This window comes from Belnapia sp. AC561 (assembly GCF_979252845.1).
Genome location: NZ_CEEDBP010000006.1, coordinates 125,470 through 152,400 on the forward strand (window position 1 = coordinate 125,470; position 26,931 = coordinate 152,400).

The following is a 26,931-nucleotide window of genomic DNA, read 5'->3' on the forward strand; positions in this document are numbered from 1 at the left end:
GATGTATCGCCGCAGCCTGCTGCCGGCGCTTGCCGCGCTGCCCCTCGCCGCCCGTAGCCACGACGCCCGCCCCCAGCAATGGTCACCGGACCGGCCGATCCGCCTCTTCGTCGGCTTCGCCGCCGGCGGCAGCACGGATACCACCGCCCGCATCGTCGCCCAGGCCATCACCCCCGCGCTCGGCCAGTCCGTGCTGGTGGAGAACCGCACCGGTGCCGGCGGCAATATCGCCTCCGAGGCCGCCGCCCGTGCCACGCCCGATGGCTATACGCTGGTGATGGGCTCCATGGGCACCCATGCGGTCAACCAGGCGCTGTTCCCCAACCTGCCCTTCCACGTCGCGCGGGACTTCGCCCCGGTCTCCCTCGTGGTGCTCAGCCCGGTGCTGCTGGTAGTCCACCCCTCCGTCCCGGCCCGCAGCGTGGCGGCGCTGATCGCCCTGGCGAAGGCCCGGCCCGGCGGCCTCAATTGCGGCACCGGCGGCGCCGGCACCTCGCAGCATTTCGCCGCGGTGCTGTTCGAGCAGCAGGCCGGGGTGCGCTTCACCCAGGTCGCCTTCCGCGGCGGCGCCCCGGCCATGGCGGAGCTCGTGGCCGGCCGGATCGACCTGATCTTCTCCCCGGTGATCGAGGCGCTGCAGCAGGTGCGCGCCGGCCAGGTGCGCGCCCTCGGCCTCAGCCGGCGGGAGCCCTCGCCGCAACTGCCGGAGACGCCAACCATCGGCCGGGACCTGCCCGGCTATGCCTTCGGCAGCTGGCTCGGCGTCTTCGCCCCGGCCGGCACGCCGGCACCGGTCGTCAACCGTCTCTCGGCCGAGATTGCCGCCGCCATGGCCCAGCCCGAGACGCGGGAGAAGATGATCCAGCTCGGCTACGAGCCGGTGGGCAGCACGGCGGAGGAATTCGCCAGCTTCCAGGCGGCCGAGCTGCCCCGGGTCGCCGCCCTGGTCCAGGCCTCCGGCGCGAAGCCGGATTAGCCGCCCGCTGCCTCCCCGAAGGCCGCATCCGCCGCCAGCACCCGCTGCGCCTGGCGCAGATGCGGCATGTCGAGCATCCGCCCCTCCATCCCGACCGTGCCGATGCCGGGATTGGCGGCGAAGGCCTCCGCGACGCGGCGGGCGAAGGCGACCTCCTCGGCCGTCGGCCGGAAGCCCGCGTTGATGGCGGCCACCTGGGCCGGGTGGATGGCGATCTTGCCGGTGAAGCCCTCCCGCCGCGCCGCCGCGCAGGCTGCCTGCAAGGCGGCCTCGTTGCGGAAATCCTGCTCCAGCGTATCCACCGGCTGCGCCCCCGCCGCGACGGCGGCCAGCAGGCAGGCGGACCGGGCGTAGCGATAGGTCAGCGCGAAGCCGCCGGAGGCATCGAGGTTGCCGGTCGCGCCGATCGCCGCAGGCAGATCCTCCTGCCCCCAGGTCAGCGCCGCCAGCCGCGGCACCGCGGTCCGCGCGTATTCCGGCAGCCGCAGCACGGCCGCGGCCGTCTCCGTCGCCACCGACAGCAGACGGATGCGTCCCGGCGGCAGCCCATCCCGCGTCTCCAGCGCATCCAGCCAGTGCGAGACGCGCAGCAGGTCGTCCGGCCCATTCACCTTGGGCACCACCAGCCCATTCGGTGCCGCCCGCACCACCGCCGCCGCATCGGCCAGGCCACCCTCGTCGATCGGGTTGATCCGCACCCAGAGCTGCGGCCGCCGGTCGGCATGGGCCCGCAGGTAATCCGGCACCATCTCCCGCGCGACCGGCTTCCGCGCCGGCGCCACCGAATCCTCCAGGTCGAGGATCAGCGCATCGGCGCCGCTCTCGCCGCCCTTGGCCAGCTTCCGCTCGCTGTCGCCCGGCACGAACAGCCAGGACCGGATCGGCAGGCTCATGCCGGCTTCCCCAGCCCGGGTTTCCCCAGCATCAGGCCGGAGCGCTTGCAATGCGCCACCAGCTCGCCCTTCTGGTTGAAGGCTCGATGCAGGAATTCGACGATCCCCTGCCCCGGCCGCGACCTGCTGGGCCGCTTGGACAGCACCTCCGTCTCGACCCGGATGGTGTCGCCGTGGAACAGCGGCTTCGGGAACCGCACCTCGTCCCAGCCCAGGTTGGCGACCGTGGTGCCGAGCGTCGTATCGCCGACGGTGATGCCGACCATCAGCCCCAGGGTGAAGGCGCTGTTGACGATGCGCTGGCCGAACTCGGTTTCCGTCCGGCAGTATTCCTCGTCGAGGTGCAGGGCCGCCGGGTTATGCGTCAGCGCCGAGAAGAAGACGTTGTCGGCCTCGGTAATGGTCCGGCGCATCCGGTGCCGGAAGACCTGGCCGATCTCGAATTCCTCGAAGTACAGGCCCGACATGGCGTCAGCCCGCCTGCAGCGGCGTCTGCATCGGCGCCTGGGGCTGCGCCACGGCCGCAGCCCTGGTGCCGCCTTGCAGGACAGCGATTCCCCGCGGATCGAACATGCCGCTTCCCCTTCCTTACCTGCGCCTGCCGCCGCGCTTGCGCCTGACGGTGCCGCAACTCCCGGCACCGGACAACCCTGGCCTCCGGGTCAGTGCCCCGGTGCCGCTTCGCTCCCGGCGTGGATCGCGGCCGACGCCTCGCCCTTCGGCTCCAGCCCCGCCAGGATTCGCTCGAGCGGCACCTGGATCCGGCAGACCAGCCCTTCCGCCTTCCAGCACTGGCTCGCCTCGCCGCCGAGCTGGTCGCGCATCGTCGCCTCGATGACCTTGGAGCCGAAGCCGAGGCGTGCCGGCGGACCGGTCACCGGCGGGCCGCCCCGCTCCTCCCAGTTCAGCGTCAGGTGGCCCTGCGCCTCATCGACCGACCAGTGCAGATGCACCGCACCACCCGGCGCAGACAGGGCCCCGTATTTCGTCGCATTGGTGGCCAGTTCGTGCAGCACCATGGAGATCGCCTGGGAGGCCGCCGGCGACAGCATCACCACCGGCCCGGCGAGCGTGGTGCCGCCCTTGCCGGGTGACGCCTTGGCCGGGTCCGGCAGGAAGGCGCCCAACTCGGCCCGCGCCAGGCTATGCAGCTCGGTCCCCGCCCAGCGGCCATTCGCCAGCAGCGTATGCGTCCGCGCCAGGGCGTTGATCCGCGCTTCCACCGCCTTGGCATAGCTCGCCAGCGTATCCTTCGGCGTCAGCCGGACCACCGCCTGCACCACCGCCAGCGCATTCTTCGCCCGGTGGTCCACCTCCCGCGCCAGCAGCTCCCGCGCCTGTTCCGCCCGCCGCCGCTCGGTCACGTCGCGCACCACGCTGACGATCCGCAGGGGGCTGCCATCCGCCGCGCGGGCGGAGACCGCCGCGCTCGCCCGCACCCAGGCCACCGCGCCATCCGGCCGGAGCAGCCTGACTTCCGCCTCCGCCTCGATCCCCTGCGCCAGGACTTCCGATACGGCATTCCGGCCGAGGTCATCGGGATGGCAGATATCATCCGGGCGCAGCCCGCCTCCGACCAGCGCCGCCTCCGTCCGGCCGGAGATCGTGCAGAAGCGGCGGTTGACCCGCAGGTACCGCAGGCTCCGCGCATCGATCTCGACCACCCCTGCGGCCGCGGTCTCGAAGATGGAGCGGAACTCCGCCTCCCGCGCCTCCAGCGTCCGCGCGGCAGCCTCGCTCGCCACCCGCAGCGCCTCGAATTCCGCCACGTTGGCAGGGGGCGTGCCGGGCGGCGGCAGGGCGCGCTGCCCGGCCGCCACCGCCACCGCCTGGTCCACCAGCAGCCGCACCGGGGTCAGGATGCGGCGGGCCAGCAGGGCCGCCACGGCGAGGCCCAGGGCCATCACCGCCACCGCACCGGCCGCAAGGATCGCCAGCGGGCCCAGCCAGCTCGCGCGGTAGCGGTCATAGGGTTCCGCCACCACCAGGGTCCAGCCCGCCGCGCTCCGCAGGTTCTGGCTGGCGTAGAGCGCCTGCTCCCCTTCGATCGAGCGGGTGGTGAAGATGCCCCGGGCGCGTTCCGTTTCGGACACTTCGCGGCTGGCCGGCACCTTCCCCTGCGCCAGGTCGAAATTGCGCGACCTTGCCACGATCTGTCCCTGGCCATCCGCCACCGAGGCGAAGGCGTCGCCGGACAGAGCCAGCGCCCGCAGCCTTTCGGAAAGCCGGGCGGGGTCCATCACCAGCAGGACCACGCGGGTAACCTCGCCCTGGCGCAGCGCCGGCGCCGCCACCGCGACGATTCGCCGCCCCGTGGCACGGCCCTGGAAGTAATCCGAAACGGCCGGCCGGCCGGTTGCGATCACCCGGTTGATGACGGTCCAGGCCCCTTCGCCCGGCGGCGAGGGCGGCGGCATGGGGGCTCCCTCCGGCAGGGCGGTATTCACCAGCTGGCGAAACCCCGGCTCGGTCGCATTCACCGCGACCCAGCTTCCCATGGTCCGGCCCACCCCGCTGGCCCAGTCCCGGAAGGGCCGCAGGTCATCGCCGTCCAGCAAGGGGGAGGAGGCAAGCGCCGCCGCCGCCGCCGCATGCGCCTCGATCTCGCTATCGAGGTAGAGCGCCAGCGCCCGGGCGGTATCCATCAGCCGCGCCTCGAAGGACTGGCGGTAGCTCAGCGCCAGCCGCCAGGCGGAGGCCCCGCCGATGACCAGCGCCGGCAGCAGCACGGCGAGCACCAGCGCGACAAGATGGCTTCGCAAGCCCGGAGGGGGGCGAGCATGCCCGGTCACGCTGCGATACCGGTGATCGTTGCCCTGGCGTGGCAGTACCGCAGATGCAGATCCTCGGTCCGGCGCGTTGGGTCGCGTGTATGGGCCGGCTCACGCGCCCCGCCCGGGGCGTCCGGCCTTCCCGACCATTTTATACGTTACATTGGCGGGTTGTCATCACGCTCCCGTGCTGAGGTCCGCAGCCTAGTCCTGCCGCCGGTCGAGCGCCGCGATCCGGGTGAAGTCCGCGGCATCCGGCACCGCCGCGCGACTGCCAGCCCAGAGCGCGGCCACCATCGCGCTCAGGGGCAGGTCGATCCCGACCTCCTGCGCCAGCGCCGCCGCCAGCCCGACATCCTTGCGCATCAGCCCGGCCGAGAAGCCGCTGTCGAAACCCTCCGGCAGGATCCACTTCGGGAAGAAGACCTCGCTGACCGCGCTGCGCCCGGTCGCCGCATTGACCACCTCCAGCACCGCCTCCGCCTTCACGCCCGCCGCCTCGGCCAGCCGGAAGGCCTCGCCATTGGTGAGGAGGTGGGCTGCGACCAGCATGTTGTTGATCAGCTTCGCCACGTTGCCGGCGCCGGAGGGGCCGACATGCACCGCCTTGGCCGAGAGCGCCGCCAGCACCGGCTGCGCCGCGGCGAAATCCGCCTCCGCCCCGCCGATCATCATCGTGAGCTGGCCGGTGGCGGCACCCGCCGGCCCGCCGCTGACCGGCGCATCGAGGTGGCCATGGCCCGCGGCCTCCAGCAGGGCCGCCAGCCGCCGGCTCGTGGTCGGATCCGCCGTCGAGGTATCGACCAGCAGCACCCGGCGGCCGCGGCGCTCCAGCAAGCCGGCCGGCGTCCGCACCAGGGCCTCGACATCGCGGCCATGCGGCAAGGAGGACACCACCGCATCCGCCTCGCGCAGCAGCATCGCCACCTCGGCGACGGCGCGGATGCCCTGCGCTGCGGCCAGCTGCCGCCGCTCGGCACTCACGTCGAAGCCCATCACCGCGAAACCCGCCCGGGCCAGGGTCACCGCCATGGGCAGCCCCATGTTGCCGAGGCCGACGACGCCGACGATGCCGATGGTCATTCCGAATATCCCTGTTCCAGGCCGCGCCCCCGATGTCCCCCAGGGCACCGCACCACCACAAGCGGCGTCTTGCGAACAGCCGTTGCGGCGGCGGCAACGCTTCCGTCCCTCACGCCTCCGCCACGGGCGGGGAGGCCCGGAAAGCCTCCATCCCCTCTGCCAGGATTCCAAGCAGCCGCTCGACCGGCACCGGCAGCCGGCGCCGGCTTCGCACCAGGATATGCGCGCTCGCCTCCACCAGCAGCGCATCGGTCAGCGGCCGCAGGATCAGCAGGCCGGCCTTGACCTCCGGCGCCACCGCGAAGGCCGGGAGGAAGGTGATCGACTGTCCCGCCATGGCATGGCGCCGCAGCACATCGATGGAACTCGTTTCCAGCACCGGCACCAGATGGAAGCGCTGGTCGGCCTCCACCCGTTGCAGCAGCAGCCGCACCCCATGCCCCTCGCTGAGCAGCGCCACCGCCTCCCGCGCCAGGCTTTTCAGGCCGATCCGCTTGCGGTCGCGCAGCGGATGCCCGGGCGCCATCACCAGATGCAGCGGTTGCCGGGCGACCGCGACGGAACGCAGCGCGGTCTCGGCCACCGGGTTGTAGGCCAGGCCGACATCGGCCTCCCCCCGGCCGACGCTGGCCTGCACGCCCCGGGTGCCGGCCAGCTCCAGCCGCGTGCGGATCTGCGGGTAGAGCGCGGCGAAGCCCGGCAGGCCATTCTCCAGCAGGTCGCCGACGAAGCCTTCGCCGCAGCAGATCCGCACCGCGCCCTGCCGCAGGCCGCGCAATTGCTGCAGGTGGTCCTCGAGCTGCCGGGTATCCTCCGCCCGTTGCAGGGCATGGTCGGCCACCGCCTTGCCCGCCTCGGTCGGCACCACGCCGCGCGGCAGGCGTTCGAGCAACGGCAGGCCGCAGCGCGCCTCGAGGTCGGCGACCTGCCGGCTGATCGCCGAGGCGGCGACGTTCAGCACCCCGGCCGCACCCCGGATGGAGCCCTGCCGGACCACCGCCAGGAAGTAGCGCAGCGCCCGCTCGTCCATCGCAACCCTCCCAATCGCCGTCGCCGCCGGCGGTTCAAGCGTTCCTGTATCCGGCGCGCGTTGCCGCCCCGGCAACGCCCGTTCGGCATATCCTGCTTGTTGCGCGCCCCGCCGCGCGGGACCCTGCCGCCCTATCCGCCGCGGACAGGACCGAACCAGCATGAGCGACGACCGTCTCGACCAGGGCAGCCGCATCCGCGCCGAGGTGATCGGCCAGGCGCGCCATGATGCCGCCCTGGCCAATGCCACCGGCTTCGACCTGCCCTTCCAGGACTTGGCGCTGCGCTATTGCTGGGGCGAGGTCTGGGGCCGGCCCGGCCTCGACCGGAAGACCCGCAGCCTGGTCAACCTCGGCATGCTGGTCGCCCTCGGCAAGCCGAACGAGCTGAAGATCCATGTTCGCGGCGCCCTGACCAATGGCGCGACCCGGGCCGAGATTCAGGAGGTCTTGCTGCAGAGCTGCGTCTATTGCGGCGTGCCGGCGGCCGGCGAGGGCTTCAAGATGGCGCGCGAGGTCTTCGAGGAGGCCGAATTCGCCGCTGCGCCCTGATCGCTGCCGCTAATCCGCGGCATCCTCGATGGCATTCCGCAGCATCAGCTCCGGCAGGCCGAGCACCAGGAAGAAGGCCAGGCTCATCACCGCCCCGCTCAGCAGGAAGCTGCCGGTCAGCGCCGTCCGGTAGGCGGCGCTGATCCCGGCCTGCTGCGCCGCCGTCAGCGCGGACAGGGCATGCACGCCCTGCTCCGTCAGCCGGCCGATATCCAGCGTCGCCCCGGCCTCCGCCAGCGCCGCCGCCAGCCGCGCGGCCATGATGGTGCCCGAGGCCGCGACCCCGAGCGCACCGCCGAGCGAGCGGACGAAGGCCATCGCCCCGGTCGCGGCCCCGAGCTCCCGGTGCGAGACGGCATTCTGCACCGCCGTCGTCAGGTTCGGCATCCCCATGCCCATTCCCAGGCCGAGCGCCCCCATGGATATCAGGAAGGCAGCCGGCGCCGCCCCGATGAAGGCAAAGGCCGCCAGGCTGCCCAGGGCCACCGCCTCCAGCCCCAGCCCGGCCAGCAGGAAGGGCTTGGTCCGCCCGAGCCGGGTGACGATGCGTCCGCCGATCACCGAGGACAGCAGCATGCCCGCCACCTGCGGCAGCATCATCGCCCCGGCGACCGCCGGATTCATCCCCAGCACGAGCTGGAAATAGAGCGGCAGGAAGACCGTCGAGCCCAGCATGGCGAAGGTCATCATGCCGCTGACGGCGACGCCCCGCGCATAGATCGGGTTGCGGAACAGGGAAAGCCGGATCAGGGGCTCCGGCGCCCGTGCTTCCCACCACAGGAACAGCCCGACCTGGATGGCGGCGGCCGCGGCAAGCCCGGCGCTGGCCAGGGAGGCCCAGGGAAATTCGGTGCCGCCCCAGGCCAGCAACAGCAGCAGCGCCGTCGTCGCCCCCGCCAGCAGCACGGCGCCGCCATAGTCGATCGGCCGCGGCTTGCCCGAAGGCGGCGTCCGCAGCCCGAGCGCGATCATCACCAGGGCCAGGATGCCGATGGGCAGGTTGACGTAGAAGACCCAGCGCCAGGACAGCATGGAGGTGATCAGCCCGCCCAGCAGCGGTCCGGCGACGCTGGCCAGCGCGAAGGTGCCGGAAAACAGCCCCTGGTAGCGCGGCCGCTGCCGTGGCGAGACGACGTCGCCGATCACCGCCTGGGCCAGCACCAGCAGCCCGCCGGCGCCTAAGCCCTGCAAGGCGCGGAAGCCGATGAGCTGCCCCATGGATTGCGCCGCGCCGCACATCAGCGACCCGCCGAGGAACAGCGTGATGGCGAAGAAGAACAGCCGCCGCCGGCCATAGATATCCGACAGCTTGCCGTACAAGGGCGTCGTGGTGGTCGAGGTCAGCATGAAGGCGGTGACCACCCAGGACAGATGCGCCATCCCGCCGAGCTCGCCCACCATCCGGGGCATGGCGGTATTGACGATGTTCTGGTCCAGCGCCGCCAGCAGCATCGCCAGCAGGGCCCCGGTCAATACGATCCGCAGGCGCACCGGCGGCACGGGCGCCGCATCGGTCGGAGTAGGAGCGGCCACGCGCTGTCCTTCGGCTACGGACGGCGCCGTCCGGAAGGAGGATGGGGAGAATCGCGCCCGAAAAGGGTGGTACCTGAGGCCGGACTTGAACCGGCGACCCCGGCATTATGAGTGCCGTGCTCTAACCAGCTGAGCTACCCAGGCGCGGCGCGCGGTATGACGGCTTTCGCCGCGGGATGCAAGATGCTGGATCGTGCCGCTCCATATCCTGGCCCCCGCCTTCGCCAGGGTCTATAGGCGCGGCCATGCTGGACCACGCCCTGGACCCTTCCCCGCGCCTGCCCGAGGTGCGTCCCGAGACGCGTTACGTCTTCGATGCCGCCCTGCCGCGGCGGCGGGCGGTGGCGCTGGCCGATATCGCCACCGGCGCCCGGCGCTGGCGGCTCTCGGTCGCCCTCGGCAGCCTCGACATCCGCAACCGCTACCGCGGCTCGGTCCTCGGCCCCTTCTGGCTGACGCTGTCGACCGCGGTCATGATCGGCGGCCTCGGCCTGCTCTACTCCTCGCTCTTCAAGATGGAGCTGGCGACCTACCTGCCCTTCCTCGCCGTCTCGCTGATCATCTGGAACACCATCAGCCAGGTCGTCAGCGACGCCTGCACCAGCCTGACCAGCGCCGAGGGCATCATCCGCCAGATGCCGCTGCCCTATTCCGTCCATGCCATGCGCTGCGTCCACCGCAACGCCATCATCGCCGCCCACAACCTGCCCATCATCCTGCTGGTCTTCCTCGCCACCGGCGCCTGGCCGGGCTGGGAGGCGCTGCTGGCCATCCCCGGGCTGGCGCTGCTCGGCATCAATGCCTGCGCCCTGGCGCTGCTGCTCGGCATGCTCTGCGCCCGCTTCCGCGACATCCCCCCGATCATCGGCAGCGTGATGCAGCTGGCCTTCTTCCTCTCGCCGGTGCTGTGGAAGCCCGAGCTGCTGGGCCCAGGTCGCGCCTGGCTGCCGCTGAACCCCTTCTACGCCCTCATGGAGACGGTCCGCGGGCCGCTGGTCGAGGGCGGCGCGCCGATCCTGGTCTGGGTCTCGGCCCTGGCCTATACCGCCGTCATGGTCGGGGCGGCGCTGGCCTTCTTCATCCGCTTCCGCGGCCGCATCGCCTTCTGGGTGTAATGACGATGCCCCATATCCTGGCCGAGGCGGTCTCGATCGAGTTCCCGCTCTACCACATCGGCGCCCGCTCCCTGAAGAAGCGCATCCTCGCCAACTCGCCGCTGCGGCTGCGCCAGGACGAGGCCAGCCGGATCGTCGTCGCCGCGCTGCGCGACCTCGACTTCCACATCAAGGCCGGGGAACGCGTCGCCCTCGTCGGCCACAACGGCGCCGGCAAGACCACCCTGCTGCGGACCCTGGCCGGGGTGTATGAGCCGGTCGCCGGGCGGCTCGAGGTCGCCGGCACCATCGGCGCGCTGATCGACCCGAGCGCGGGGATGGACGCCAATGCCACGGGGCGGGAGAACATCATCCTGCGCGGCCTGTTCCGCGGCCTGGACGAGGCCCAGAGCACCGACCTCGCCGAGGAGGTCGGCGCCTTCTCCGGCCTGGCCGAGTTCCTCGACGTGCCGGTCCGGACCTACTCCGCCGGGATGAGCGTGCGGCTGTCCTTCGCCATGGCGACGGTGATGGACCCGGAGGTGCTGCTGATGGACGAGTGGTTCATGGCCGGCGACGCCGACTTCCTCGACCGCGCCCGGGCCAAGATCGAGGGCCTCGTCACCAAGGCCGAGGTCATGGTGCTGGCCACCCACGACATGAGCATCGTCCGCCAGTGGTGCACCCGCGCCATCAAGCTCGACGCCGGCAGGATCGTCGCCGACGGAACCGTCCAGGACGTGCTGGGCTAAAGCGCCCGGTAGGCGATATCCCGCCGGCAGAAGCCTTCCGGCCAGTCGATCGCATCCACCGCGGCATAGGCCGCATCCCGCGCCGCCTGGAGGTCTGCCCCCACCGCCGTCACCCCCAGGACCCGGCCGCCGGCCGCCACCATCGCCCCATCCGCCCGCCGCGCCGTCCCGGCATGGAAGACCTCCACCCCCGGAACCGCCGCCGCCCGCTCCAGCCCGCGGATCTCCGTCCCCTTGGCATAGGCGCCGGGATAGCCGGCCGAGGCCATCACCACCGTCAGGCTCGGCCGCGGGTCCCAGCGCAGGTCGAAATTCCGCAACTCGCCATCGGCCGCCGCCAGCAGGGCCAGCAGCAGGTCGGACCGCAGCCGGACCATCAGCGCCTGGCATTCCGGGTCGCCGAAGCGCACGTTGAACTCGATCAGCTTCGGCCCGGCCGCGGTCAGCATCAGCCCCGCGAAGAGCACGCCGCGGAAGGGCGTCCCCCGCCGCGCCATCTCGGCCAGGGTCGGCCGCACCACCTCCGCCATCACCTGCTCGCGCAGTGCCTCGGTGAAGATGGGCGGCGGCGAATAGGCACCCATGCCCCCGGTATTCGGCCCGGTATCGCCATCGCCGACGCGCTTGTGGTCCTGCGCCGCGCCCAGCGGCAGCGCGGTCTCGCCGTCGCACAGGGCGAAGAAGGAGATCTCCTGCCCGATCAGGCATTCCTCGATCACCACGGCAGCCCCCGCGGCACCATGGACCCGGTCCTCCATGATGTCGCCGATGGCGGCCTCGGCCTCCTCCACCGTCGCCGCGACCACCACGCCCTTGCCGGCCGCCAGCCCATCCGCCTTCACCACGATCGGCGCGCCCTGCGCCCGGATATGGGCGCGCGCGGCCGAGGCGTCCTCGAACCGTGCCCAGGCGGCGGTCGGCACCCCGGCCGCGTCCGCCACTTCCTTGGTGAAGGTCTTGGAGCCTTCGAGCGCCGCCGCCGCCTGGCTGGGACCGAACACCTTCAGCCCCGCCGCGGCGCAGGCATCGGCCAGCCCCAGCGTCAGCGGCGCCTCCGGCCCCACCACGACAAGGTCGACGCCCTGCGCCCGCGCGAAGCCGACCAGCCCCGCCACATCCTCGGCGCCGATGGCGACGCACTCCGCCACGGCCGCGATTCCGGCATTGCCCGGCGCGCACCACAGCTTCCCCAGCATGGGCGAGGCCGCGATCGCCCAGCACAGCGCATGTTCCCGCCCGCCGCCGCCGACCACCAATACCTTCATCGCCAACCCTTTCAGCCCCGGCCGTTACGGCCGGGGGCCTCCTAAGCCGGGCGGCCTTAGCATAAGGTACCCCGATGGACACGCCCGCCCCTCGCGCCAACATCCCCGAATTCGCCGTCTCCGAGATCGCCGGCGCCATCAAGCGCACGCTGGAGGAGAATTTCGGCCGCGTCCGGGTCCGCGGCGAGATCACCGAGCTGAAGCGCTATCCCTCCGGCCATATCTACCTTTCCCTGAAGGACGAATCGGCGAAGCTCGAATCGGTCATCTGGAAAACCTCGGTCGGTCGCCTCTCGATCAAGCCGGAGAACGGCATCGAGGTGATCGCCACCGGCCGCATCGGCACCTACCCCGACCGATCGAAGTACCAGCTCGTCATCGACCGGATCGAATACGCCGGCGAGGGCGCGCTGCTCGCCCGGATCGAGATGCTGCGCAAGCGCCTGCTCGAGGAAGGCCTGTTCGCCCCCGAGCGCAAGCGCCGCCTGCCCATGCTCCCCCAGGTCATCGGCGTGGTGACTTCGGAGCGCGGTGCCGTCATCCAGGACATCCGCACCACCATCCTCCGCCGCTTCCCCCGCCGCATCCTGCTCTGGCCGGTCCCGGTCCAGGGGGCCGGCGCCGCCGAGCAGATCGCCGCCGCCATCCGCGGCTTCGGCCGGCTGGAGGGTGCCCTGCGCCCGGATGTCATCATCGTGGCCCGCGGCGGCGGCAGCCTCGAGGACCTGATGGCCTTCAACGAGGAGATCGTCGTCCGCGCCGCCGCCGAAAGCCCCATCCCCCTCATCAGCGCCGTCGGGCATGAGACCGACACCACCCTGATCGACTTCGCCTCCGACCGCCGCGCCCCCACCCCCACGGCGGCCGCCGAGATGGCCATCCCCGCTCGCGCCGACCTGCTCGCCGACCTGGCCCAGACCCAGGCGCGGCTGCTGCAGCTCGGCCGCGCCGTGCTGGACCGCGCCCGCCGCCGGCTGCTGCTGGCCGAGCGCGGCCTGCCGGACCTGCCCAATATCCTCGGCGCCATGCGCCAGCGGCTGGAGGATCGCGGCGAGCGCCTCTCCCTTGCCCTGCCCGGCCTGATCGACCGCAAGCGCGCCACCCTCGCCCGCCTCGCCCCGCGCCTGCCGCATCCGCGCGAGCAGATCGCCGCCCGCCGTGCGACCCTCGCCCTGCTGGATGGCCGCGCCGGCGCCGCCTGGCACCGCATCCAGGCCCGCCGTCAGGCCGCGCCGCCGCTGGCCCGCTTCGCCGCCACGCCGGTGCTGGCCCTGGTGCGGGAAAAGCGCGCCCGGCTGGAAGGCCTGGTCGCCCGGCTGGAAGGCGTCTCCTACCAGTCCGTCCTCTCCCGTGGCTTCGTCCTGGTGCAGGATGCCGAGGGCGCGCCGCTGACGGCCGCCGCCGCCGTCCCGCTGGGGGCGAAGCTGACCCTCACCTTCGCCGATGGCCCGATCGGCGCCACCGCCGATGGCACCAGACCGGCCCGCCGCCGCGGCAGCAAGCCGACGCAGGAGACCCTGCTATGATCCGCCGCCGCACCGCCCTCGCCCTGCCCGCGCTACTGCTGGCGCGTCCCGCGCTGGCCGCCATTCCCGCCGAGGGCCTGACCCAGGGCGGCTTCGCCCATGGCCGCGTCGCCCCCGGCACCCGCCTGGCGCTGGATGGGCGCGGCCTCCGGGTCGGACCCGGCGGCGAATACGCCTTCGGCTTCAGCCGCGACCATGGCCCCGAGGCGATGCTCACACTCACCGCCCCCAATGGCCGCAGCAAAACCCAGCGCCTTGCCGTCACCAGGCGGGACTGGCCGACCCAGCGCATCACCGGCCTGCCTCCCGCCCAGGTCACGCCGGACCCGGAAGCCCTTCGCCGCATCACCGCCGAGCGCGAGCGGCTGGCCGCAGCACGGGCCACCGACAGTCCCCGCACCGATTTCGCCGCCGGCTTCATCCTGCCCGCCCATGGCCGCATCAGCGGCGTCTTCGGCAGCCAGCGCATCCTGAACGGCGAACCGCGCCAGCCGCATTTCGGCTTCGACATCGCCGCCCCGACCGGCACGCCGCTGCTGGCCGCCGCCGGCGGCACGGTGACGCTCGCTGGCGACTTCTTCTTCTTCGGCAAGATCGTCGTCATCGACCACGGGCACGGGGTGAATACCCTCTATGCCCATATGTCGGCGCAGAACGTGACGGAGGGCCAGCAGGTCTCGGCCGGCCAGCGCATCGGCGCCATCGGCGCGACCGGCCGCGTCACCGGCCCGCACCTGCATTTCGGCTTCTCCTGGTACACCACCTGGCTCGATGCCCAGCCCGTGTTGCCACCGGTAACCGGCTGAAACCCCCAGGCTTTCCAACGGTTCAGGGCAGGCACGCAAAGCCGCGCGACGGAGCCACCGCATGAGCACCGCATCCGAATTCGCCCAATACCCCAGCCTCCAGGGCCGTGTCGTCCTGATCACCGGCGGCGCCAGCGGCATCGGCACGGTCATGGTCGAGCATTTCGCCGCGCAGGGCGCCCGCGTCGCCTTCCTCGATTTCGACAAGGCCGCCGGCGAAGCCACTGCCGCCCGCACCGGTGCCACCTTCCTGTTTTGCGACCTGCGCGACATTCCTTCGCTGCGCGTCGCCATCGCCGAGATCCGGAAGCAGCTCGGCCCCATCTCCGTCCTGGTGAACAACGCCGCCCGCGACGACCGGCACGGGCTGGAGACGGTGGAGCCGGACTACTGGGACGAGCGCATGCATACCAACCTGCGCCACCACTTCTTCTGTGCCCAGGCGGTCGCGCCGATGATGAAGGAATTCGGCAAGGGCGCCATCATCAACATGGGTTCGGTCAGCTGGATGAAGCTGCAGGGCGGGATGCCCGCCTATACCACCGCCAAGGCGGCCATCCGCGGCCTGACCCGCGGCCTCGCGCGCGACCTCGGCCCCGACAGGATCCGGGTGAACGAGGTCGTCCCCGGCTGGATCTTCACCGAACGCCAGCTCGAGAAATGGGCGACGCCGGAAAGCGAGGCCGACAACATGAACCGGCAATGCCTGAAGGAACGGCTCTATCCGCCGGATATCGCGCGCATGGTGCTGTGGCTGGCGGCCGACGACAGCCGGATGGTGACCGGGCAGCACTTCGTGGTCGATGGCGGAACCGTATAGAATCCGCCAGGGCCTTTCCCGCACCGCAGCATCATCCTAGCCTTTCTCCGACAGCCGTTGGAGAGACCCGATGACCGATGCCGCCCCCGAACCGCGCCTGCCCCGGATGGTCGGCAGCATGCCGGTCATCGATGTCTCCGCCTGGCTCGCCGGCGAGCCAGGCGCACTCGAGCGCATTGCCGGCGAGCTGCGTTATGCCTGCGAACAGGTCGGCTTCTACTTCCTGACCGGCCATGGCATCCCGCCCGAGGCGATCGACCGCGTCCTCGCCGCGGCCAAGCGCTTCCATGACCAGCCGCTGGACGAGAAGCTGAAGCTCAAGGTCAATCAGGAAACCGTCGGCTACCTGCCGATGAAGGGCAGCACCACGCGCACCAGCAAGGTGAACGTCAATACCAAGCCCAACCTGAACGAGGCCTTCTTCCTCAAGCGGGAATCGGACGACGAGGCCGAGCGCCTCGGCCGCCCGCCCGGCAACCGCAACCAATGGCCCGAGAACCTGCCCGGCTTCCGCGAAGATACGCTGGCCTACATGCATGCGATGGAGGCCCTCGGCCGGACGCTGGTCCCGCTCTATGCCCGTGCCCTCGGCATGCCGGCCGACCACTTCGACGCCACCTTCGCCAAGCCCGGCATGACGCTCCGCCTTTCGCACTACCCGCATACCGAGGTGCTGGAGGACAACGAGTTCGGCCTGGCGCCGCACACGGATGGCAACTTCGCCACCTTCCTGCCGCCCAACCCGGTCAGCGGCCTCTCGATCCGGCTCAAGGACGGGACCTGGTGCGACGTGCCCTACATGGCGGGCGCCTTCGTCGTGAATACCGGCGATATCCTGGCGCATTGGTCGAACGACGTCTTCGTCTCGACCCCGCACCGCGCCATCAACCGCTCCGGCGAGGAGCGCTACGCGATCCCCTTCTTCCTGAACGCCCATCCGAAGACGCTGCTCGAATGCCTGCCGAGCTGCCAGGGCCCCGACCGTCCCGCGAAGTACGAGCCGATCACCGTCGAGGCCTATTCCGAGTGGTTCCAGCGGACCAACTACCCGCATCTGCAGAAGGGCAAGGCGGCGTAGCGCCGCCCTACCTTTACCGCCCCATCGTCACCGCATCGGCAAGGCGTAGATCAGCCCGCCCTCGGTCCAGAGCCGGTTCGGCCCGCGCGGCAGGCCGATGCTGGTATTGGGGCCGAAGGACCGGTCGTAGATCTCGCCGTAATTCCCCAACGCCTTCACCACGTTGAAGGCCCAGGCGCGGTCGAGCTTCAGCGCCTCGCCCAGTTCCGGCGTCACGCCCAGCAGCCGCCGGGTATTCGGGCTGACGCTGGTCCGGCGCTGCTCCTCGACATTCTTCTGCGTCAGGCCCTGCTCCTCCGCCTCGATCAGGGCCGTGGTGTACCAGCGCACCACGTCGAACCACTGCTGGTCGTCGCGACGGATATAGGCGCCATAGGGCTCCTTGCTGAAACGCTCCGGCAGGATGGTCCAGTCGGCCGGGTTCGCCATGGTGGACCGCACGCCGGCGAGCTGCGAGGCATCGGTGCCGAAGCTGTCGCAGCGGCCGGCCTGGAGCGCTGCCGTCGCCTGGTCGGTCCGCTCGAACAGCACCGGGCGGAAGGGCGTGTTGATGCTGCGGAAGTAATCCGCCGTCACCTGCTCGTTCGTCGTGCCCTGCACCAGGCAGATGGTGGCGTCCCGCATCTCCGAGACCTTGGCGACGCTGTCCTTCTTCACGATGAAGCCGTGGCCATCGAAGAAGTAGGTCACCACATGTCTGAGGCCGAGCGTCACGTCGCGCAGCATGGTCTGGGTGCTGGTGCGGAACAGCACGTCCACCTCCCCGGCGCCGAGCGCGGTGAAGCGGGTCGAGGAGGACAGCGGCGCGAAGCGCACCTTGTTCGGGTCGTTGAAGATGGCGACGGCCAGGCCGCGGCAGAGGTCCACATCCATGCCCTGCCAGACGCCGCGGCTATCCGGCAGGCCGAAGCCGGCCACCCCGGTGCCGATGCCGCAGACCAGCTGGCCGCGCGCCTTGATGGCCTCCAGCGTCTGCTGGCTTCGGGCGGGTGAAGTGGCGAACAGCGCGCAAGCGAGCGCGACCGCGGCAGCGAAGCCTCGTCCCAGCATGATTCTTTGCCTACCCTGTCGAGAAAGTCCCGCCAGGATGGTCGCCGCTGCCGCTTCGCTCTGTCAACGAAAAGACCGGACCGATTCAGGCTGCCCGCACCGGATCTGCCTTTTCCGTGGGCAGGATGCGCCCATCCTCCATCGCCACGATGCGGTCGGCGATATCCAGGATGCGCGGGTCATGCGTCACCAGCAGGATCGGCACGCCACGCTGCTTCGCCAGCTCGCGCAGCAGCCGCACCACCTCGCCGCCCGATTGCTTGTCGAGCGCCGCGGTCGGCTCATCCGCCAGGATCAGCCCGGGCTCGCCGGCCAGCGCCCGCGCCACCGCGACGCGCTGCCGCTGCCCGCCCGAAAGCTGCGCCGGCTTCGCCTCGGTCCGGTCGCCGAGCCCGACCGCCTCCAGCATCCGCCCGGCCCGCGCCAGCCGCCCGGCCTCGTCCGTCGCGGGATCCAGCTCCAGCGCCATCGCCACGTTCTGCCGCGCGGTCAGGAAGCCGAGCAGGTTGTGCTGCTGGAAGATGAAGCCGATCCGCCGCCGCAGCAGCACCCGCTGCGCCTCCTTCGCCCCGGCCAGCTCCTGGCCGAGCACCCGGCAGCTGCCCTCCTGCATCGCCCGCAGCGCGCCGATCAGGGTCAGCAGGGTGGTCTTGCCGCTACCGGACGGCCCGGTCAGCAGCACGATCTCGCCGGGGCCGACCGCAAGGTCCACGCCGCGCAGCACCGGCCGCGCCAGATCGCCGGTGCCATAGGCATAGGACACGCCGGTAAGCGAGACCGGGGCCTCCATCAGAACATATCCGCCGGATTGGCGTCCCGGAGCTTCCGCATCGCTAGCAGCCCCGCGATGGCGCACATGCCGAAGATCAGCCCGAAGACCACCACCCCACGCGTCGTATCCATGGCGATCGGCAGGAAGGTCGCATCCTCCACCACCCGGTACAGCCCGACCGAGGCCAGAAGCCCGGGGATGAAGCCGAGCACCGCCAGGATCAGCGCCGCGCCCATCACCGCCCGGCGCAGGTAGCCGTTGGAATAGCCCATGGCCTTCAGCGTCGCATATTCCGACAGGTGGCTGGCGATGTCGCTGAACAGGATCTGGTAGACGATCACCATTCCGACGATCAGCCCCATCAGGCTGCCGAAGGCGAAGATGAAGCCGATCGGCGTCGCCGTCTCCCAGTAGTTCCGCTCCCAGGCGACCAGCTGCGCATGGGTCAGCACCACCACGTCGCCCGGCAGCAACCGCGACAGCCGCGCCTGTACCGCGCCGATATCGGCGCCATCCCGCAGCCGCAGCGCCACCAGGTCGGTGTTGCTCGCGCCCCGCTCCTTCACCAGCCGGCGGAAGTTCGTCTCGCTGACCACGCCATTGCCATCCGCGCCGAAGCTGGCGCCGAGGCTCACCGTGCCGATCACCTCGACACGCCGGTTGCCGACCTGACCGATGAAGGGCCCGTGCTCGGCCAGCATCCGCGCGATGGGCCCGAATTCGGGGCGGGAGCGGTCGTCGAAGGCCATGGTATCCGGCCGCTTCAGCGCATCGACCAGCGCCGCCAGGCCAGGGAAGGCGACCGCCCCCGCCTCGGTATCGAAGCCGACGATCTGCAGGGCACGCTTGCTGCCATCCACCGGGTTCCGCCAGCTGCTCTGCGCCAGGTAGATCGGCACCGCCTGCGCCACCTCCTCGATGGCCAGGGTCTGGAAGGCCCGGACCCGCGGCATCGGCTCCGGCCGGAACAGGGCCTGGGTCTGCGGATGCAGCAGGAACAGCTCCCCCTGCATCGCCCGCGGCAGGGCCGTAGCGCTGTCGAACAGCGCGCTGCGGAAGCCGAGCTGCATGAAGACCAGCACGCAGGCGAACATCACCCCGGCGATGGCCGAGAGCAGCCGGGCCCGCTCCGCCAGCAGCTGCCGCCAGGCCAGCCGCAGCGGCAGGCTGAAGCCGGCGAAGGGCCGCCAGCGCCGGGGCGGTTCAGGCGCCGGCTCGGGCGGTGCCTCGGCCTCCCCCGTCAGCTCCGGCGCCCAGGGCAGCAGTGCGTCCCGCCGCGGCGGGCCGGGGATCGCGTTCATGGCCGGATCGCCACCTGGACCTGCATGTTGGTCCGCCGCTCGAGCGCCGCACGGCCTTCCTCGGACAGCGCCAGCCGCACCTCCACGGTGCGCGCATCCACCGCCGCCACCGGGTCGGTCCCCGCCTGGGTGGTCCGGCGCACCAGCCAGCCGATCTCCCGCACCGTCGCCGCATAGCGCCGCGCATCGCCGGGCACCGTCACCTCGGCCGCCGCACCCGGCCGCAGCCGGGGCAGGTCGGTCTCATAGACATCGGCGACCACGTCCAGCCGGTCGAGATCCGCCATTTCCAGCAGCCCGTCGCTGCCGACCTGGTCGCCCGGCCGGGCATGGACCTTCAGGATGGTCCCGGCGATGGGTGCCACCACCCGGGCCAGCAGCGCATCGGCCCGGGCCTTGGCCACGCCCGCCTGGGCCATGGCCAGCTCGGCCTCCGCCACCGCGAGATCCTCCGGCCGTGGCACCAGCAGCCGCTGCAGCGTGGCATCCGCCTCCGCCCGCTCGGCCGCGGCCCGCGCCGCCGCGAAACGCGCCCGTTCCGCCGTCGCCTTGCCGCCGGCACCCGAGGGCACCAGCGCCTCCGCCCGCTCGGCATCGCGCCGCAGGCTGCTCTCGGCGAAGCGCAGCGCCTCGATCCGTGCCCGCTGCGCCTCGATTTCCTCCGGCCGTCCGGCGGCACGGATGCGGGCCAGCGAGGCCCGGGACTGCGCCAGGGAAGCCTCGGCCTGAATAATGGCCGCATCCTTCTGCGCCGCATCGCCGAATTCGGCGACGACCTGCCCGGCCGAGACCCGGTCGCCCTCGGTCACCAGCAGCCGGTCCAGCCGCGTCACCGAAAGCCCACCGGGCTGGTTCAGCGTGCGGATCCGCCCCGCCGGCTCCACCCGCCCGAGGGCGCCGACGCCCAGGGGTCCGGCCGGCACCGCCACCGGCTCCGCCGGCCGCCCCTCCGCCTCATGCCGCGACCAGACAAAACCGCCCACGACACCGGCCAGCGCCAGGCCGCCCAGCAGCCAGCCGAGCGGCTTCACGGGGTCGGCGCCTCGGGCGCCGAGCCTTCGAGCAGTTCCAGGAATTCCGCTTCATCGATCACGTCGAAGGAGAGCAGCGCCCCATCCGGCGGATCGCCGCAGCGGATGAACTCGCCGATCAGCCCGAACAGCCCGGGCATGGCCGGATGGAATTGGCTGCCGGCCGCCGCCGCGCCGGCCAGTGCCATGGTGAGGAAGGCGCCGAACAACGCCGTTGGCAAGCGCATGGTCAGGCCTCCAGCAGACGGGAGAGCGCGGCATGCATCTGCTGCATCTCCTCGGGCGTCGGGGTGTACATGCCGAAGACCCGGGCCATGAAAAGCCCGTCCCCGGCCGCCATGATCGCGCTGCCATGGCCGGGCGGCAGCCCATCCGCCATCACCGCGGCCCGCATGTCCGCCACCACCGCCCGCATCGGGTCCAGCAGCGCCGGGTCATGGTGGAAGACCGCGAGGAAGACGGCGGCGGCGCGGTCGCAGCGCTCGTTCCTGGCTTCCGGCGCCAGGCCGAAGCCCCAGTTCAGCATGGCCCGCGCCACGCGCCCGGGTCCTTCCGGCTGGGCGGCGACGCCCTCGGCGAAATCCGCCGTGACGAATTCGGCCATGCGCCCCAGCAGCCCGGTCAGCAGCGCTTCCTTCGAGGCGAAATGGTACAGCAGCCCCCCCTTGGAGACGCCTGCCACCTTCGCCGCCGCTTCCAGGGTCAGCCCCCCCACGCCCTTGGCGCGGACCAACGCCTCCGCCGCATCGAGGATGCGCGTCCGGGCATCGGTCTGGGGAATCATCGAGCCATCCATCATTCCGGCAGTCTACTATACCGGCTGGACGGTCCGTCAACCGTCCAGCCGGTATACTACCCGAAGTGACGCAATCGTCAGGCCGCGGGCCAGCGCCGATGCAGCCAGAGCCATTCCGCCGGCCGCTCCGCGATCCAGGCCGAAAGCCGGTCGTTGATCGCCAGGGTGAGGGCCTGGATCGCCGCCTGCTTGTCGCCCCCCGGCATGGGCAGCGGCGCCTCCACCACCATGCGGAAACGACAGGCGCCCAGCCGTTCCACCCGCCCCGGGATGACCGGGCAGCCGAAGCGCAGCGCCAATTGCGCCGGGGCCGGCGCCGTCATCGCCGGCAGGCCCAGCAGCGGCACCGCGATCCCGTCGTTCAGCTTCTGGTCGGCCAGCATGCCCAGCACGCCGCCCTGGGCCAGGAAGCGCAATGCCGCCCGGGCCCCGGCCGAGCCCTTGGGGAATAGCGGCAGGGGCTCCCCCGCGATGGCCCTGGCACGGAAGCCATTCACCAGCGCATCCACCGCCTGGTTGTCCGCCGCCCGGTAGACGCTGCCCATGCGGATGCCCATCGCCGCCAGCGCCGGCGGCAGAACCTCCCAGTTGCCGAGATGGCCGGAGATCATGATGGCCGGCCCGCCCTTGGCGGCAATGGGCGCCAGATGCTCGGCCCCGGCCACCTCCCAGCGCAGCGCGGCGATATGCGGCATCTCCGCCACCGTGCGGCCGAGGTTGTCCCACATGCCCCGTAGCACCGCCGCCCGCTGCGCCACCGTCAGCCCCGGCAGGGCCCGCGCCAGATTGCCCCGCGCCACGCGGGATACCGGCAGCAGCGGCCCCAGCAGCCGCGCCAACCAGCCGCCGAAATCCGAGGACCGCACCGGCCCCAGCCAGCGCGCCAGGCCGAAGGCAAGCCGCGCCGCCGCGTATTCGAGCCGATACTGGAACCGCTTCATGGGTCTCAGGCCGGGATCGGCACCCGCTGCGCCAGCGGGTCCAGCAGCGCCTCGATCGCCGCCGTATCCTCCCATTCCAGGCGGATCGTCACCACGGTCACCCGGCTGCGGAAGGCCGGCGGGATGCGGACGAAATCCTTCCGCGTCGTCACCGGAATGGCCCGCAGCGCCTCGGCCTCGGCCAGGATGTCCCGCATGTCGCCAGCATCGAAGGGATAATGGTCGGCGAAGGCGGAACGCCCGGCCACCACCGCCCCGGCCTCGGCCAGGGTGGCGAAGAATTTCTTCGGATTGGCGATGCCGCAGAAGGCATGTACCGGCTGGCCGGCCAGCAGCTCCGCCTCCGGCCCCGGCCGCAGATGCGCCCGCAGCACCGGCATCCGCGGCGGCAGCAGCGCCGCCGCATTGGTCTCGTCCTCGCCGATGATCACCGCCGCCCGGCAGCGCGCCGCGGCCACCGCCACCGGCTCCCGCAGCGGCCCCGCCGGGATGATCCGGTTGTTGCCGAAGCCGAAATTGCCGTCGATGATCAGCAGCGACAGGTCCTTCAGCAGGCTCGGATTCTGCAGCCCGTCATCCATCAGGATGGTCTGCGCCCCCACCGCCACCGCCGCCTGCGCCCCGGCGGCGCGATCCACCGAAATCCAGGCCGGCCGCTCCGCCGCCAGCAGCAGTGCCTCATCCCCCACCGCCTGGCTGTCGTGCAGCATGGGGTCCACCCGCACCGGGCCCTTCAGCCGGCCGCCATAGCCGCGCAGCAGGAAATGCACCGCCACGCCCCGGTTCGCCAGCCGCTGGCCGAGGTCCAGCGCCACGGTGGTCTTGCCCGCCCCGCCCGCCGTCGCATTGCCGCAGCAGATCACCGGGACTGGCGCCTGCCAGCCCGGGCGCGCCATCCGCCGCGCCGTCGCCGCGCCATAGATCGAGGCGATCGGCGACAGCAGCAGGGGCATCAGCCCGGAGCCATCGCCCCCCCAGAACTCAGGGGCGCGCATATTCGATGATCACCATCAGGGTCAGACCGGTCCTCGTCCCAAGCACCGGAACCCACCACGGGTCCCGGAACGGCGCAGCCCGCGGCTCCTTCCCGGGTGCGGCGTCAGCCAGACCCGGTTCCGGCCCCGGTTCCGGGCATCAGCCGCAGGAGCGCATCGGCGACCTCACCGGGCAGCCCGGCTGTCGGCGCGACGGTCGCGGCGGCGGCCTGTGCCAGATTTCGGCCATAGTCCCAATTGCATAGCACGGCCCGCGCGGCTGCCGCCAGCGCCCCCGCCTCGGCCGATTCCAGCCGCACCGCGCCGCCCGCGGATAGCAGGCGGTCGACCACTTCGGTGAAATTCCCGGTCCAGGGACCGAGCAGGATGGGGCAGCCCAGCTTCGCCGGTTCCAGCGGATTCTGACCGCCATGCGGCACCAGCGACCCGCCGACCAGCCCGACCGAGCCCAGCCGATAGGCCAGCCCCAGCTCCCCCAGGGTATCCATCACATAGACCGCGGTATCCGGCCCCGGCAGCGCGCCGATGCTGCGCCGTTCGACAGCCAATCCTGGGGCCATGCCTTGGGCCAGTTCCGCAACCTCCTGCCCCCGCGCCGGATGCCGCGGCACCAGCAGGGTCAGAAGCTGCGGCAGCTCCGGCGCCAGCAGCCGATGCGCGGCCAGCACGATGGCCTCCTCGCCGGGATGCGTGCTCGCGGCCAGCAGCACCGGCCGGTCGCCGATCGCCGCCCGCAGCGCCGCCAGGGCCCCGGGGTCCGCCGGCAGCGGCGCCGCCGTCTCCTTCAGGTTGCCGCGGTCCAGCACCCGGGGCGCCCCCAGGGCGGTAAAGCGGGCCGCATCCCCTGAGGATTGCGCCAGCACCAGGGCGAAGGCTTTCATCATCTCCCGCCCCAGCCCGGCCGCCCAGCGCCAGCGCCGGGCCGATTTCGCCGAGAGCCGCCCATTGACCAGCGCCAAGGGGATGCCGCGCCGCCGCGCCGCGAAGATCAGGTTCGGCCACAGCTCCGAATCGACGAAGCCCGCCGCATCCGGCCGCCAGCCATCGAGGAAGCGGGCCACCCAGCCCGGCACGTCCAAGGGCACGAATCGATGCACCAGCCGGCCGCGCCGCTCCGCCGGCAGGCGCTTGTCCAGCACCTCCAGCGCCGTGACGGTGCCCGTCGTCAGCAGCACCGTGACCTCGGGCGCCCGTGCCGCCAATTCCTCCAGCACCGGCAGGATCGACAAAGTCTCCCCCACGCTGGCCGCATGCAGCCACAGCAGCCGGCCGGCTGGCCGCGCCACGCCACCGCCGCGCCGCTCCGCCAGCCGCCCGGGCATCTCCTTGCCCTGCGCCAGGCGGCGCCGCAGGTAGAAGGGCAACAGGGGCGAGGCCAGGGTGGCCAGCCCCCACCAGGCCAGGGCAGCGACCGTCACGCGGCGGCGGCCCAGGCATCGGCCACCTCGCAGGCCGCGGTCAGCGCGGCCTCGATCGCCGGCAGCGCCGCGAGCGGCATGGTCCGGTCCACCGCCACCGGCGGCCCGATCACCAGCACGCCGCGGGCGAAGGGGAGCGGCAGCACCATGCGGTCCCAGCTCGGGATCACCCGCACCCGCGTGGTCCGCGCCGCGCAGGGCAGCACCGGCACCCCGGCCAAGGCGGCAAGCTGCGCCACCCCTGGGGCCGCATGGCGCCGCGGCCCGCGCGGCCCATCCGGAGTGATCACCACCATATCCCCCGCGCCCAGCACCCGCAGCAAGGCGCGCAGCCCGGCCGCCCCGCCCTTGGAGGTGGAGGCATGCACCATCACCAGCCGGAACCGCCGCACGACCTCCCCGATGAAGCGCCCGTCCCGGTGCCGGGACACCAGCACATGCGCCTGGACCCCGGCCAGCCGCGGCTCCGCCGCCCGGGCGCGCAGCCAGAGCATGGGCATCATCGGCAGGCGTTCATGCCAGAAGGCAGCCAGGATCGGCGCATTTCCCGGCCCCAGCGCCGCCTGGAGATTGGCCTCGCCCTGCAGGGTCCAGCGCGTGGTGCGGAAGACCAGCACCAGATACAGCCCCAGAAGCCAGGCCAGGGCAGCCTGGGTGGCCGGATGCCGGATCAACCGGCGGAGCATGCAGGATCTCGCGCGGCAGCCGGGCCGCTAGCACCCAAGGACGAAGGACCTGGGGACAGATGCCGGCACATCCCGCCTGTCACGGCCGCATGTCCCCAGGGCCCCGCGCGACGCGGAGCAGGACGGCATCGCCGTGCCAGGAGGTCTGGAATGGATGGCTCACGCGCAGGCTGCCCCGATCGGCTCAGGGCCTCGAACCGCCCTCAGGCAGCGCTAGCACCGCGAAATTTTCGCGTCCAGAGTGGGCGGTCAGGCAGGGCGCCGGCGCAGCCCGAAGTCATGCCGGAATAAGAACGTCGTCTTGGCGCGGCGGCGCCTCAGCCATACCGCCGCATCGCCACGACGGCCGCCGCCAGGCCGCTGGCCAGGGATACCGCACCGAAGGCCGGGGCCGCGAGCAATGCGGTGGATGCCGTCGCCGCCAGCGGGCCCAGGGCCAGACCCACCGTCGTCAGGCCAGCCAGAGCCGCAAGAACAGCCATGAAGCAAAGCGGAATCATCGGAGGCCCTCCAGGCTCATGGCGAATACAGCATACGCTGCCATCTTCATGCCATGATTTGGCCCCGCTGCACCACAATTACGACGACGCCGCCGCCCCTTTCGGGACGACGGCGCGCGTGTGACCGTAATGTGAAGCCGGTTCAGCCGGTCTGCTGGATCGCCGAGAGCAGCCAGGGGCCACCCTGGACCCGCACGAAGGTCCAAAGCTCGGTCGCCTCGGTCCGCCGCTGCGGATCACCCTCCACCACCACGCCGTCGCTGAGGCGGCGGGTGACATCGATCTGCGAGAAGCGCATCGCCACGGTGGCGAACTCGCGGCTGCCCTCGCGCCAGGCCTCGGCCAGGTCGCCCTGCTCCAGCTTGACGTCGCGCGTCTCGTTGCGCAGGCCGCGCTTGGCGAGGTCCGCCAGGTCATCGCCGAAGTAGCGCATCATCTCGGGCGTGGCGACCGAGCGCATCGCGCCCTCGTCCTGCTTCGACCAGGCCTCGTTCACCACCCGCAGCGTATGCTCGAAGGCGGTGAAATCGGCCGGCGACACCTGGATGTCGCTGCTCGGCCGGGCGCCACCGCCGCCGCCCATCGGGCCGCGGGTCTCGTTCATCGCCTGGCGCTCCATGCCGCGCGGCATCCCGGCCAGCGCCGGCTGCTGGGCCTCCTGGCGGCGGCGGAACCAGCCGATGGCGAAGCGGACGATCAGCACGATCAGGCCGATCTGCAGCAACAGGCCGAGGATCGAGGCGAAGCCGCTGAAGCCGCCGAACATGCCATGCCCGAAGAGCAGGCCGCCCAGGCCGACGCCGATCAACCCGCCCATCAGCCCGGCCATGAAAGGCGAGCGCGAGAAGAAGCCACCGGCCGGATTGGGCTGGCCGATCGGCGGCCGTGCCGCCTGCTGGCCCATGGGCGACGCAGGCCGCGAGGGCTCCATCGTCCGTTCCATCGGCCTTGCGGTGCTGGGTGCCGTATTGGTGGCGGGCGGGGCGCTATAGGTCCGGCTGCCACGGCTCCCCATGGAGCTGCTGCCCCCGGGCCGCGCATCCGCGAGCATCGGGGCCAGCGCCATGGCGACGGCGGCGAGCAGGAGGAAAGGGCGACGCATGTTCGGGGTTTCTCCGGTTTATGAATTCTCGGCAATATAGGATGTCTGCCGGGCCATTGCGACAGGGGGGCCGAGGAATTCAGCGGACAGCATCCGCACCGGCCCCAAGGAAGCCCCCAGGCTTGACTGACACAGCGGGGCGGGCAGCCGTCGCGCCCGCCC

The 26,931-nt window shown here is 71.8% G+C and carries 27 protein-coding genes and 1 tRNA gene; 8 read left to right on the plus strand and 20 right to left on the minus strand.

Going from position 1 to position 26,931, the window contains the following annotated elements:
- Position 1 precedes the first annotated feature (1 nt).
- A complete protein-coding gene (locus tag AC0IW9_RS07195) occupies positions 2-976 on the plus strand; it encodes a Bug family tripartite tricarboxylate transporter substrate binding protein (protein ID WP_471647536.1) in 975 nt (324 codons plus the stop codon).
- Here the strand turns inward: AC0IW9_RS07195 and AC0IW9_RS07200 are convergent.
- The 5 genes from AC0IW9_RS07200 to AC0IW9_RS07220 form a co-directional block, all read right to left on the minus strand.
- On the minus strand, positions 973-1,869 hold the full coding sequence (locus tag AC0IW9_RS07200) for an HpcH/HpaI aldolase/citrate lyase family protein (protein WP_471647537.1): 897 nt from the start codon (positions 1,867-1,869) through the stop codon (positions 973-975). The two genes, AC0IW9_RS07195 and AC0IW9_RS07200, sit on opposite strands and share 4 nt — an antisense overlap.
- A complete protein-coding gene (locus AC0IW9_RS07205) occupies positions 1,866-2,336 on the minus strand; it encodes a MaoC family dehydratase (RefSeq protein WP_471647538.1) in 471 nt (156 codons plus the stop codon). The genes AC0IW9_RS07200 and AC0IW9_RS07205 overlap by 4 nt, the downstream gene beginning before the upstream one ends.
- Before the next feature lie 195 nt (positions 2,337-2,531).
- Positions 2,532-4,631 (minus strand): HWE histidine kinase domain-containing protein, encoded by a 2,100-nt coding sequence (locus AC0IW9_RS07210; protein WP_471647539.1) that lies wholly within the window; start codon positions 4,629-4,631, stop codon positions 2,532-2,534.
- A gap of 213 nt (positions 4,632-4,844) precedes the next feature.
- Positions 4,845-5,771: an NAD(P)-dependent oxidoreductase gene (locus AC0IW9_RS07215; protein ID WP_471647540.1), complete on the minus strand. Its 927-nt coding sequence runs from the start codon at positions 5,769-5,771 to the stop codon at positions 4,845-4,847.
- Between the two features lie 61 nt (positions 5,772-5,832).
- The gene (locus AC0IW9_RS07220; RefSeq protein WP_471647541.1) at positions 5,833-6,753 is read right to left on the minus strand and encodes a LysR family transcriptional regulator; all 921 of its coding nucleotides are present in this window, start codon (positions 6,751-6,753) and stop codon (positions 5,833-5,835) included.
- Positions 6,754-6,913: 160 nt separating this feature from the next.
- Here AC0IW9_RS07220 and AC0IW9_RS07225 point away from each other — a divergent pair, with 160 nt between their 5' ends.
- Positions 6,914-7,303: a carboxymuconolactone decarboxylase family protein gene (locus tag AC0IW9_RS07225; protein ID WP_471647542.1), complete on the plus strand. Its 390-nt coding sequence runs from the start codon at positions 6,914-6,916 to the stop codon at positions 7,301-7,303.
- 9 nt (positions 7,304-7,312) lie between these two features.
- On the opposite strand, the gene AC0IW9_RS07230 is transcribed toward AC0IW9_RS07225, so the two are convergent.
- Both AC0IW9_RS07230 and AC0IW9_RS07235 read right to left on the minus strand, forming a co-directional pair.
- Entirely contained in the window at positions 7,313-8,836 is a 1,524-nt protein-coding gene (locus tag AC0IW9_RS07230; protein ID WP_471647543.1) for an MDR family MFS transporter, read from the minus strand.
- Positions 8,837-8,903: 67 nt separating this feature from the next.
- Positions 8,904-8,980: transfer RNA gene (locus AC0IW9_RS07235), tRNA-Met, on the minus strand.
- A 101-nt stretch (positions 8,981-9,081) separates the two neighbouring features.
- On the opposite strand from AC0IW9_RS07235, the gene AC0IW9_RS07240 reads away from it, so the two are divergent.
- Positions 9,082-9,951: an ABC transporter permease gene (locus tag AC0IW9_RS07240; protein WP_471647544.1), complete on the plus strand. Its 870-nt coding sequence runs from the start codon at positions 9,082-9,084 to the stop codon at positions 9,949-9,951.
- A gap of 5 nt (positions 9,952-9,956) precedes the next feature.
- A complete protein-coding gene (locus AC0IW9_RS07245) occupies positions 9,957-10,682 on the plus strand; it encodes an ABC transporter ATP-binding protein (protein WP_471647545.1) in 726 nt (241 codons plus the stop codon).
- On the opposite strand, the gene purD is transcribed toward AC0IW9_RS07245, so the two are convergent.
- A complete protein-coding gene (purD, locus tag AC0IW9_RS07250; RefSeq protein WP_471647546.1) occupies positions 10,679-11,947 on the minus strand; it encodes a phosphoribosylamine--glycine ligase in 1,269 nt (422 codons plus the stop codon). The two genes, AC0IW9_RS07245 and purD, sit on opposite strands and share 4 nt — an antisense overlap.
- Positions 11,948-12,021: 74 nt before the next feature.
- Between purD and xseA the strand changes: the two genes are divergently transcribed.
- From xseA to AC0IW9_RS07270, 4 genes are all read left to right on the plus strand, one after another.
- Positions 12,022-13,473 carry an exodeoxyribonuclease VII large subunit gene (gene xseA / locus AC0IW9_RS07255; RefSeq protein WP_471647547.1) on the plus strand — a complete coding sequence of 484 codons (1,452 nt, stop codon included), beginning with the start codon at positions 12,022-12,024 and terminating at the stop codon, positions 13,471-13,473.
- Positions 13,470-14,279 (plus strand): M23 family metallopeptidase, encoded by an 810-nt coding sequence (locus AC0IW9_RS07260; RefSeq protein ID WP_471647548.1) that lies wholly within the window; start codon positions 13,470-13,472, stop codon positions 14,277-14,279. Before xseA ends, AC0IW9_RS07260 begins: the two co-directional genes overlap by 4 nt.
- A gap of 61 nt (positions 14,280-14,340) precedes the next feature.
- Positions 14,341-15,099: an SDR family NAD(P)-dependent oxidoreductase gene (locus AC0IW9_RS07265; protein WP_471647549.1), complete on the plus strand. Its 759-nt coding sequence runs from the start codon at positions 14,341-14,343 to the stop codon at positions 15,097-15,099.
- Between the two features lie 70 nt (positions 15,100-15,169).
- A complete protein-coding gene (locus AC0IW9_RS07270) occupies positions 15,170-16,177 on the plus strand; it encodes an isopenicillin N synthase family dioxygenase (RefSeq protein ID WP_471647550.1) in 1,008 nt (335 codons plus the stop codon).
- Between the two features lie 27 nt (positions 16,178-16,204).
- Here the strand turns inward: AC0IW9_RS07270 and AC0IW9_RS07275 are convergent, their stop codons facing one another.
- The 12 genes from AC0IW9_RS07275 to AC0IW9_RS07330 form a co-directional block, all read right to left on the minus strand.
- Entirely contained in the window at positions 16,205-17,227 is a 1,023-nt protein-coding gene (locus AC0IW9_RS07275) for an amino acid ABC transporter substrate-binding protein (protein WP_471647551.1), read from the minus strand.
- 85 nt (positions 17,228-17,312) lie between these two features.
- Entirely contained in the window at positions 17,313-18,017 is a 705-nt protein-coding gene (locus AC0IW9_RS07280; RefSeq protein ID WP_471647552.1) for an ATP-binding cassette domain-containing protein, read from the minus strand.
- Positions 18,017-19,300 (minus strand): ABC transporter permease DevC, encoded by a 1,284-nt coding sequence (gene devC, locus AC0IW9_RS07285; RefSeq protein ID WP_471647553.1) that lies wholly within the window; start codon positions 19,298-19,300, stop codon positions 18,017-18,019. The genes AC0IW9_RS07280 and devC overlap by 1 nt, the downstream gene beginning before the upstream one ends.
- Positions 19,297-20,331 (minus strand): hypothetical protein, encoded by a 1,035-nt coding sequence (locus AC0IW9_RS07290; RefSeq protein ID WP_471647554.1) that lies wholly within the window; start codon positions 20,329-20,331, stop codon positions 19,297-19,299. The genes devC and AC0IW9_RS07290 overlap by 4 nt, the downstream gene beginning before the upstream one ends.
- A complete protein-coding gene (locus AC0IW9_RS07295) occupies positions 20,328-20,558 on the minus strand; it encodes a hypothetical protein (RefSeq protein ID WP_471647555.1) in 231 nt (76 codons plus the stop codon). Before AC0IW9_RS07295 ends, AC0IW9_RS07290 begins: the two co-directional genes overlap by 4 nt.
- A gap of 2 nt (positions 20,559-20,560) precedes the next feature.
- Positions 20,561-21,115: a TetR/AcrR family transcriptional regulator gene (locus tag AC0IW9_RS07300; protein WP_471647556.1), complete on the minus strand. Its 555-nt coding sequence runs from the start codon at positions 21,113-21,115 to the stop codon at positions 20,561-20,563.
- A gap of 89 nt (positions 21,116-21,204) precedes the next feature.
- A complete protein-coding gene (locus AC0IW9_RS07305) occupies positions 21,205-22,068 on the minus strand; it encodes a lysophospholipid acyltransferase family protein (RefSeq protein WP_471647557.1) in 864 nt (287 codons plus the stop codon).
- Positions 22,069-22,073: 5 nt separating this feature from the next.
- Entirely contained in the window at positions 22,074-23,063 is a 990-nt protein-coding gene (gene lpxK / locus AC0IW9_RS07310; RefSeq protein ID WP_471647558.1) for a tetraacyldisaccharide 4'-kinase, read from the minus strand.
- Positions 23,064-23,167: 104 nt separating this feature from the next.
- Positions 23,168-24,481 carry a 3-deoxy-D-manno-octulosonic acid transferase gene (locus tag AC0IW9_RS07315; RefSeq protein ID WP_471647559.1) on the minus strand — a complete coding sequence of 438 codons (1,314 nt, stop codon included), beginning with the start codon at positions 24,479-24,481 and terminating at the stop codon, positions 23,168-23,170.
- Positions 24,478-25,167, minus strand: coding sequence for a lysophospholipid acyltransferase family protein (locus AC0IW9_RS07320; RefSeq protein WP_471647560.1), 690 nt, complete (start codon positions 25,165-25,167; stop codon positions 24,478-24,480). The genes AC0IW9_RS07315 and AC0IW9_RS07320 overlap by 4 nt, the downstream gene beginning before the upstream one ends.
- A 317-nt stretch (positions 25,168-25,484) precedes the next feature.
- Positions 25,485-25,649 carry a hypothetical protein gene (locus AC0IW9_RS07325; protein ID WP_471647561.1) on the minus strand — a complete coding sequence of 55 codons (165 nt, stop codon included), beginning with the start codon at positions 25,647-25,649 and terminating at the stop codon, positions 25,485-25,487.
- Positions 25,650-25,809: 160 nt separating this feature from the next.
- A complete protein-coding gene (locus AC0IW9_RS07330; RefSeq protein ID WP_471647562.1) occupies positions 25,810-26,769 on the minus strand; it encodes a Tim44 domain-containing protein in 960 nt (319 codons plus the stop codon).
- Positions 26,770-26,931 lie beyond the last annotated feature (162 nt).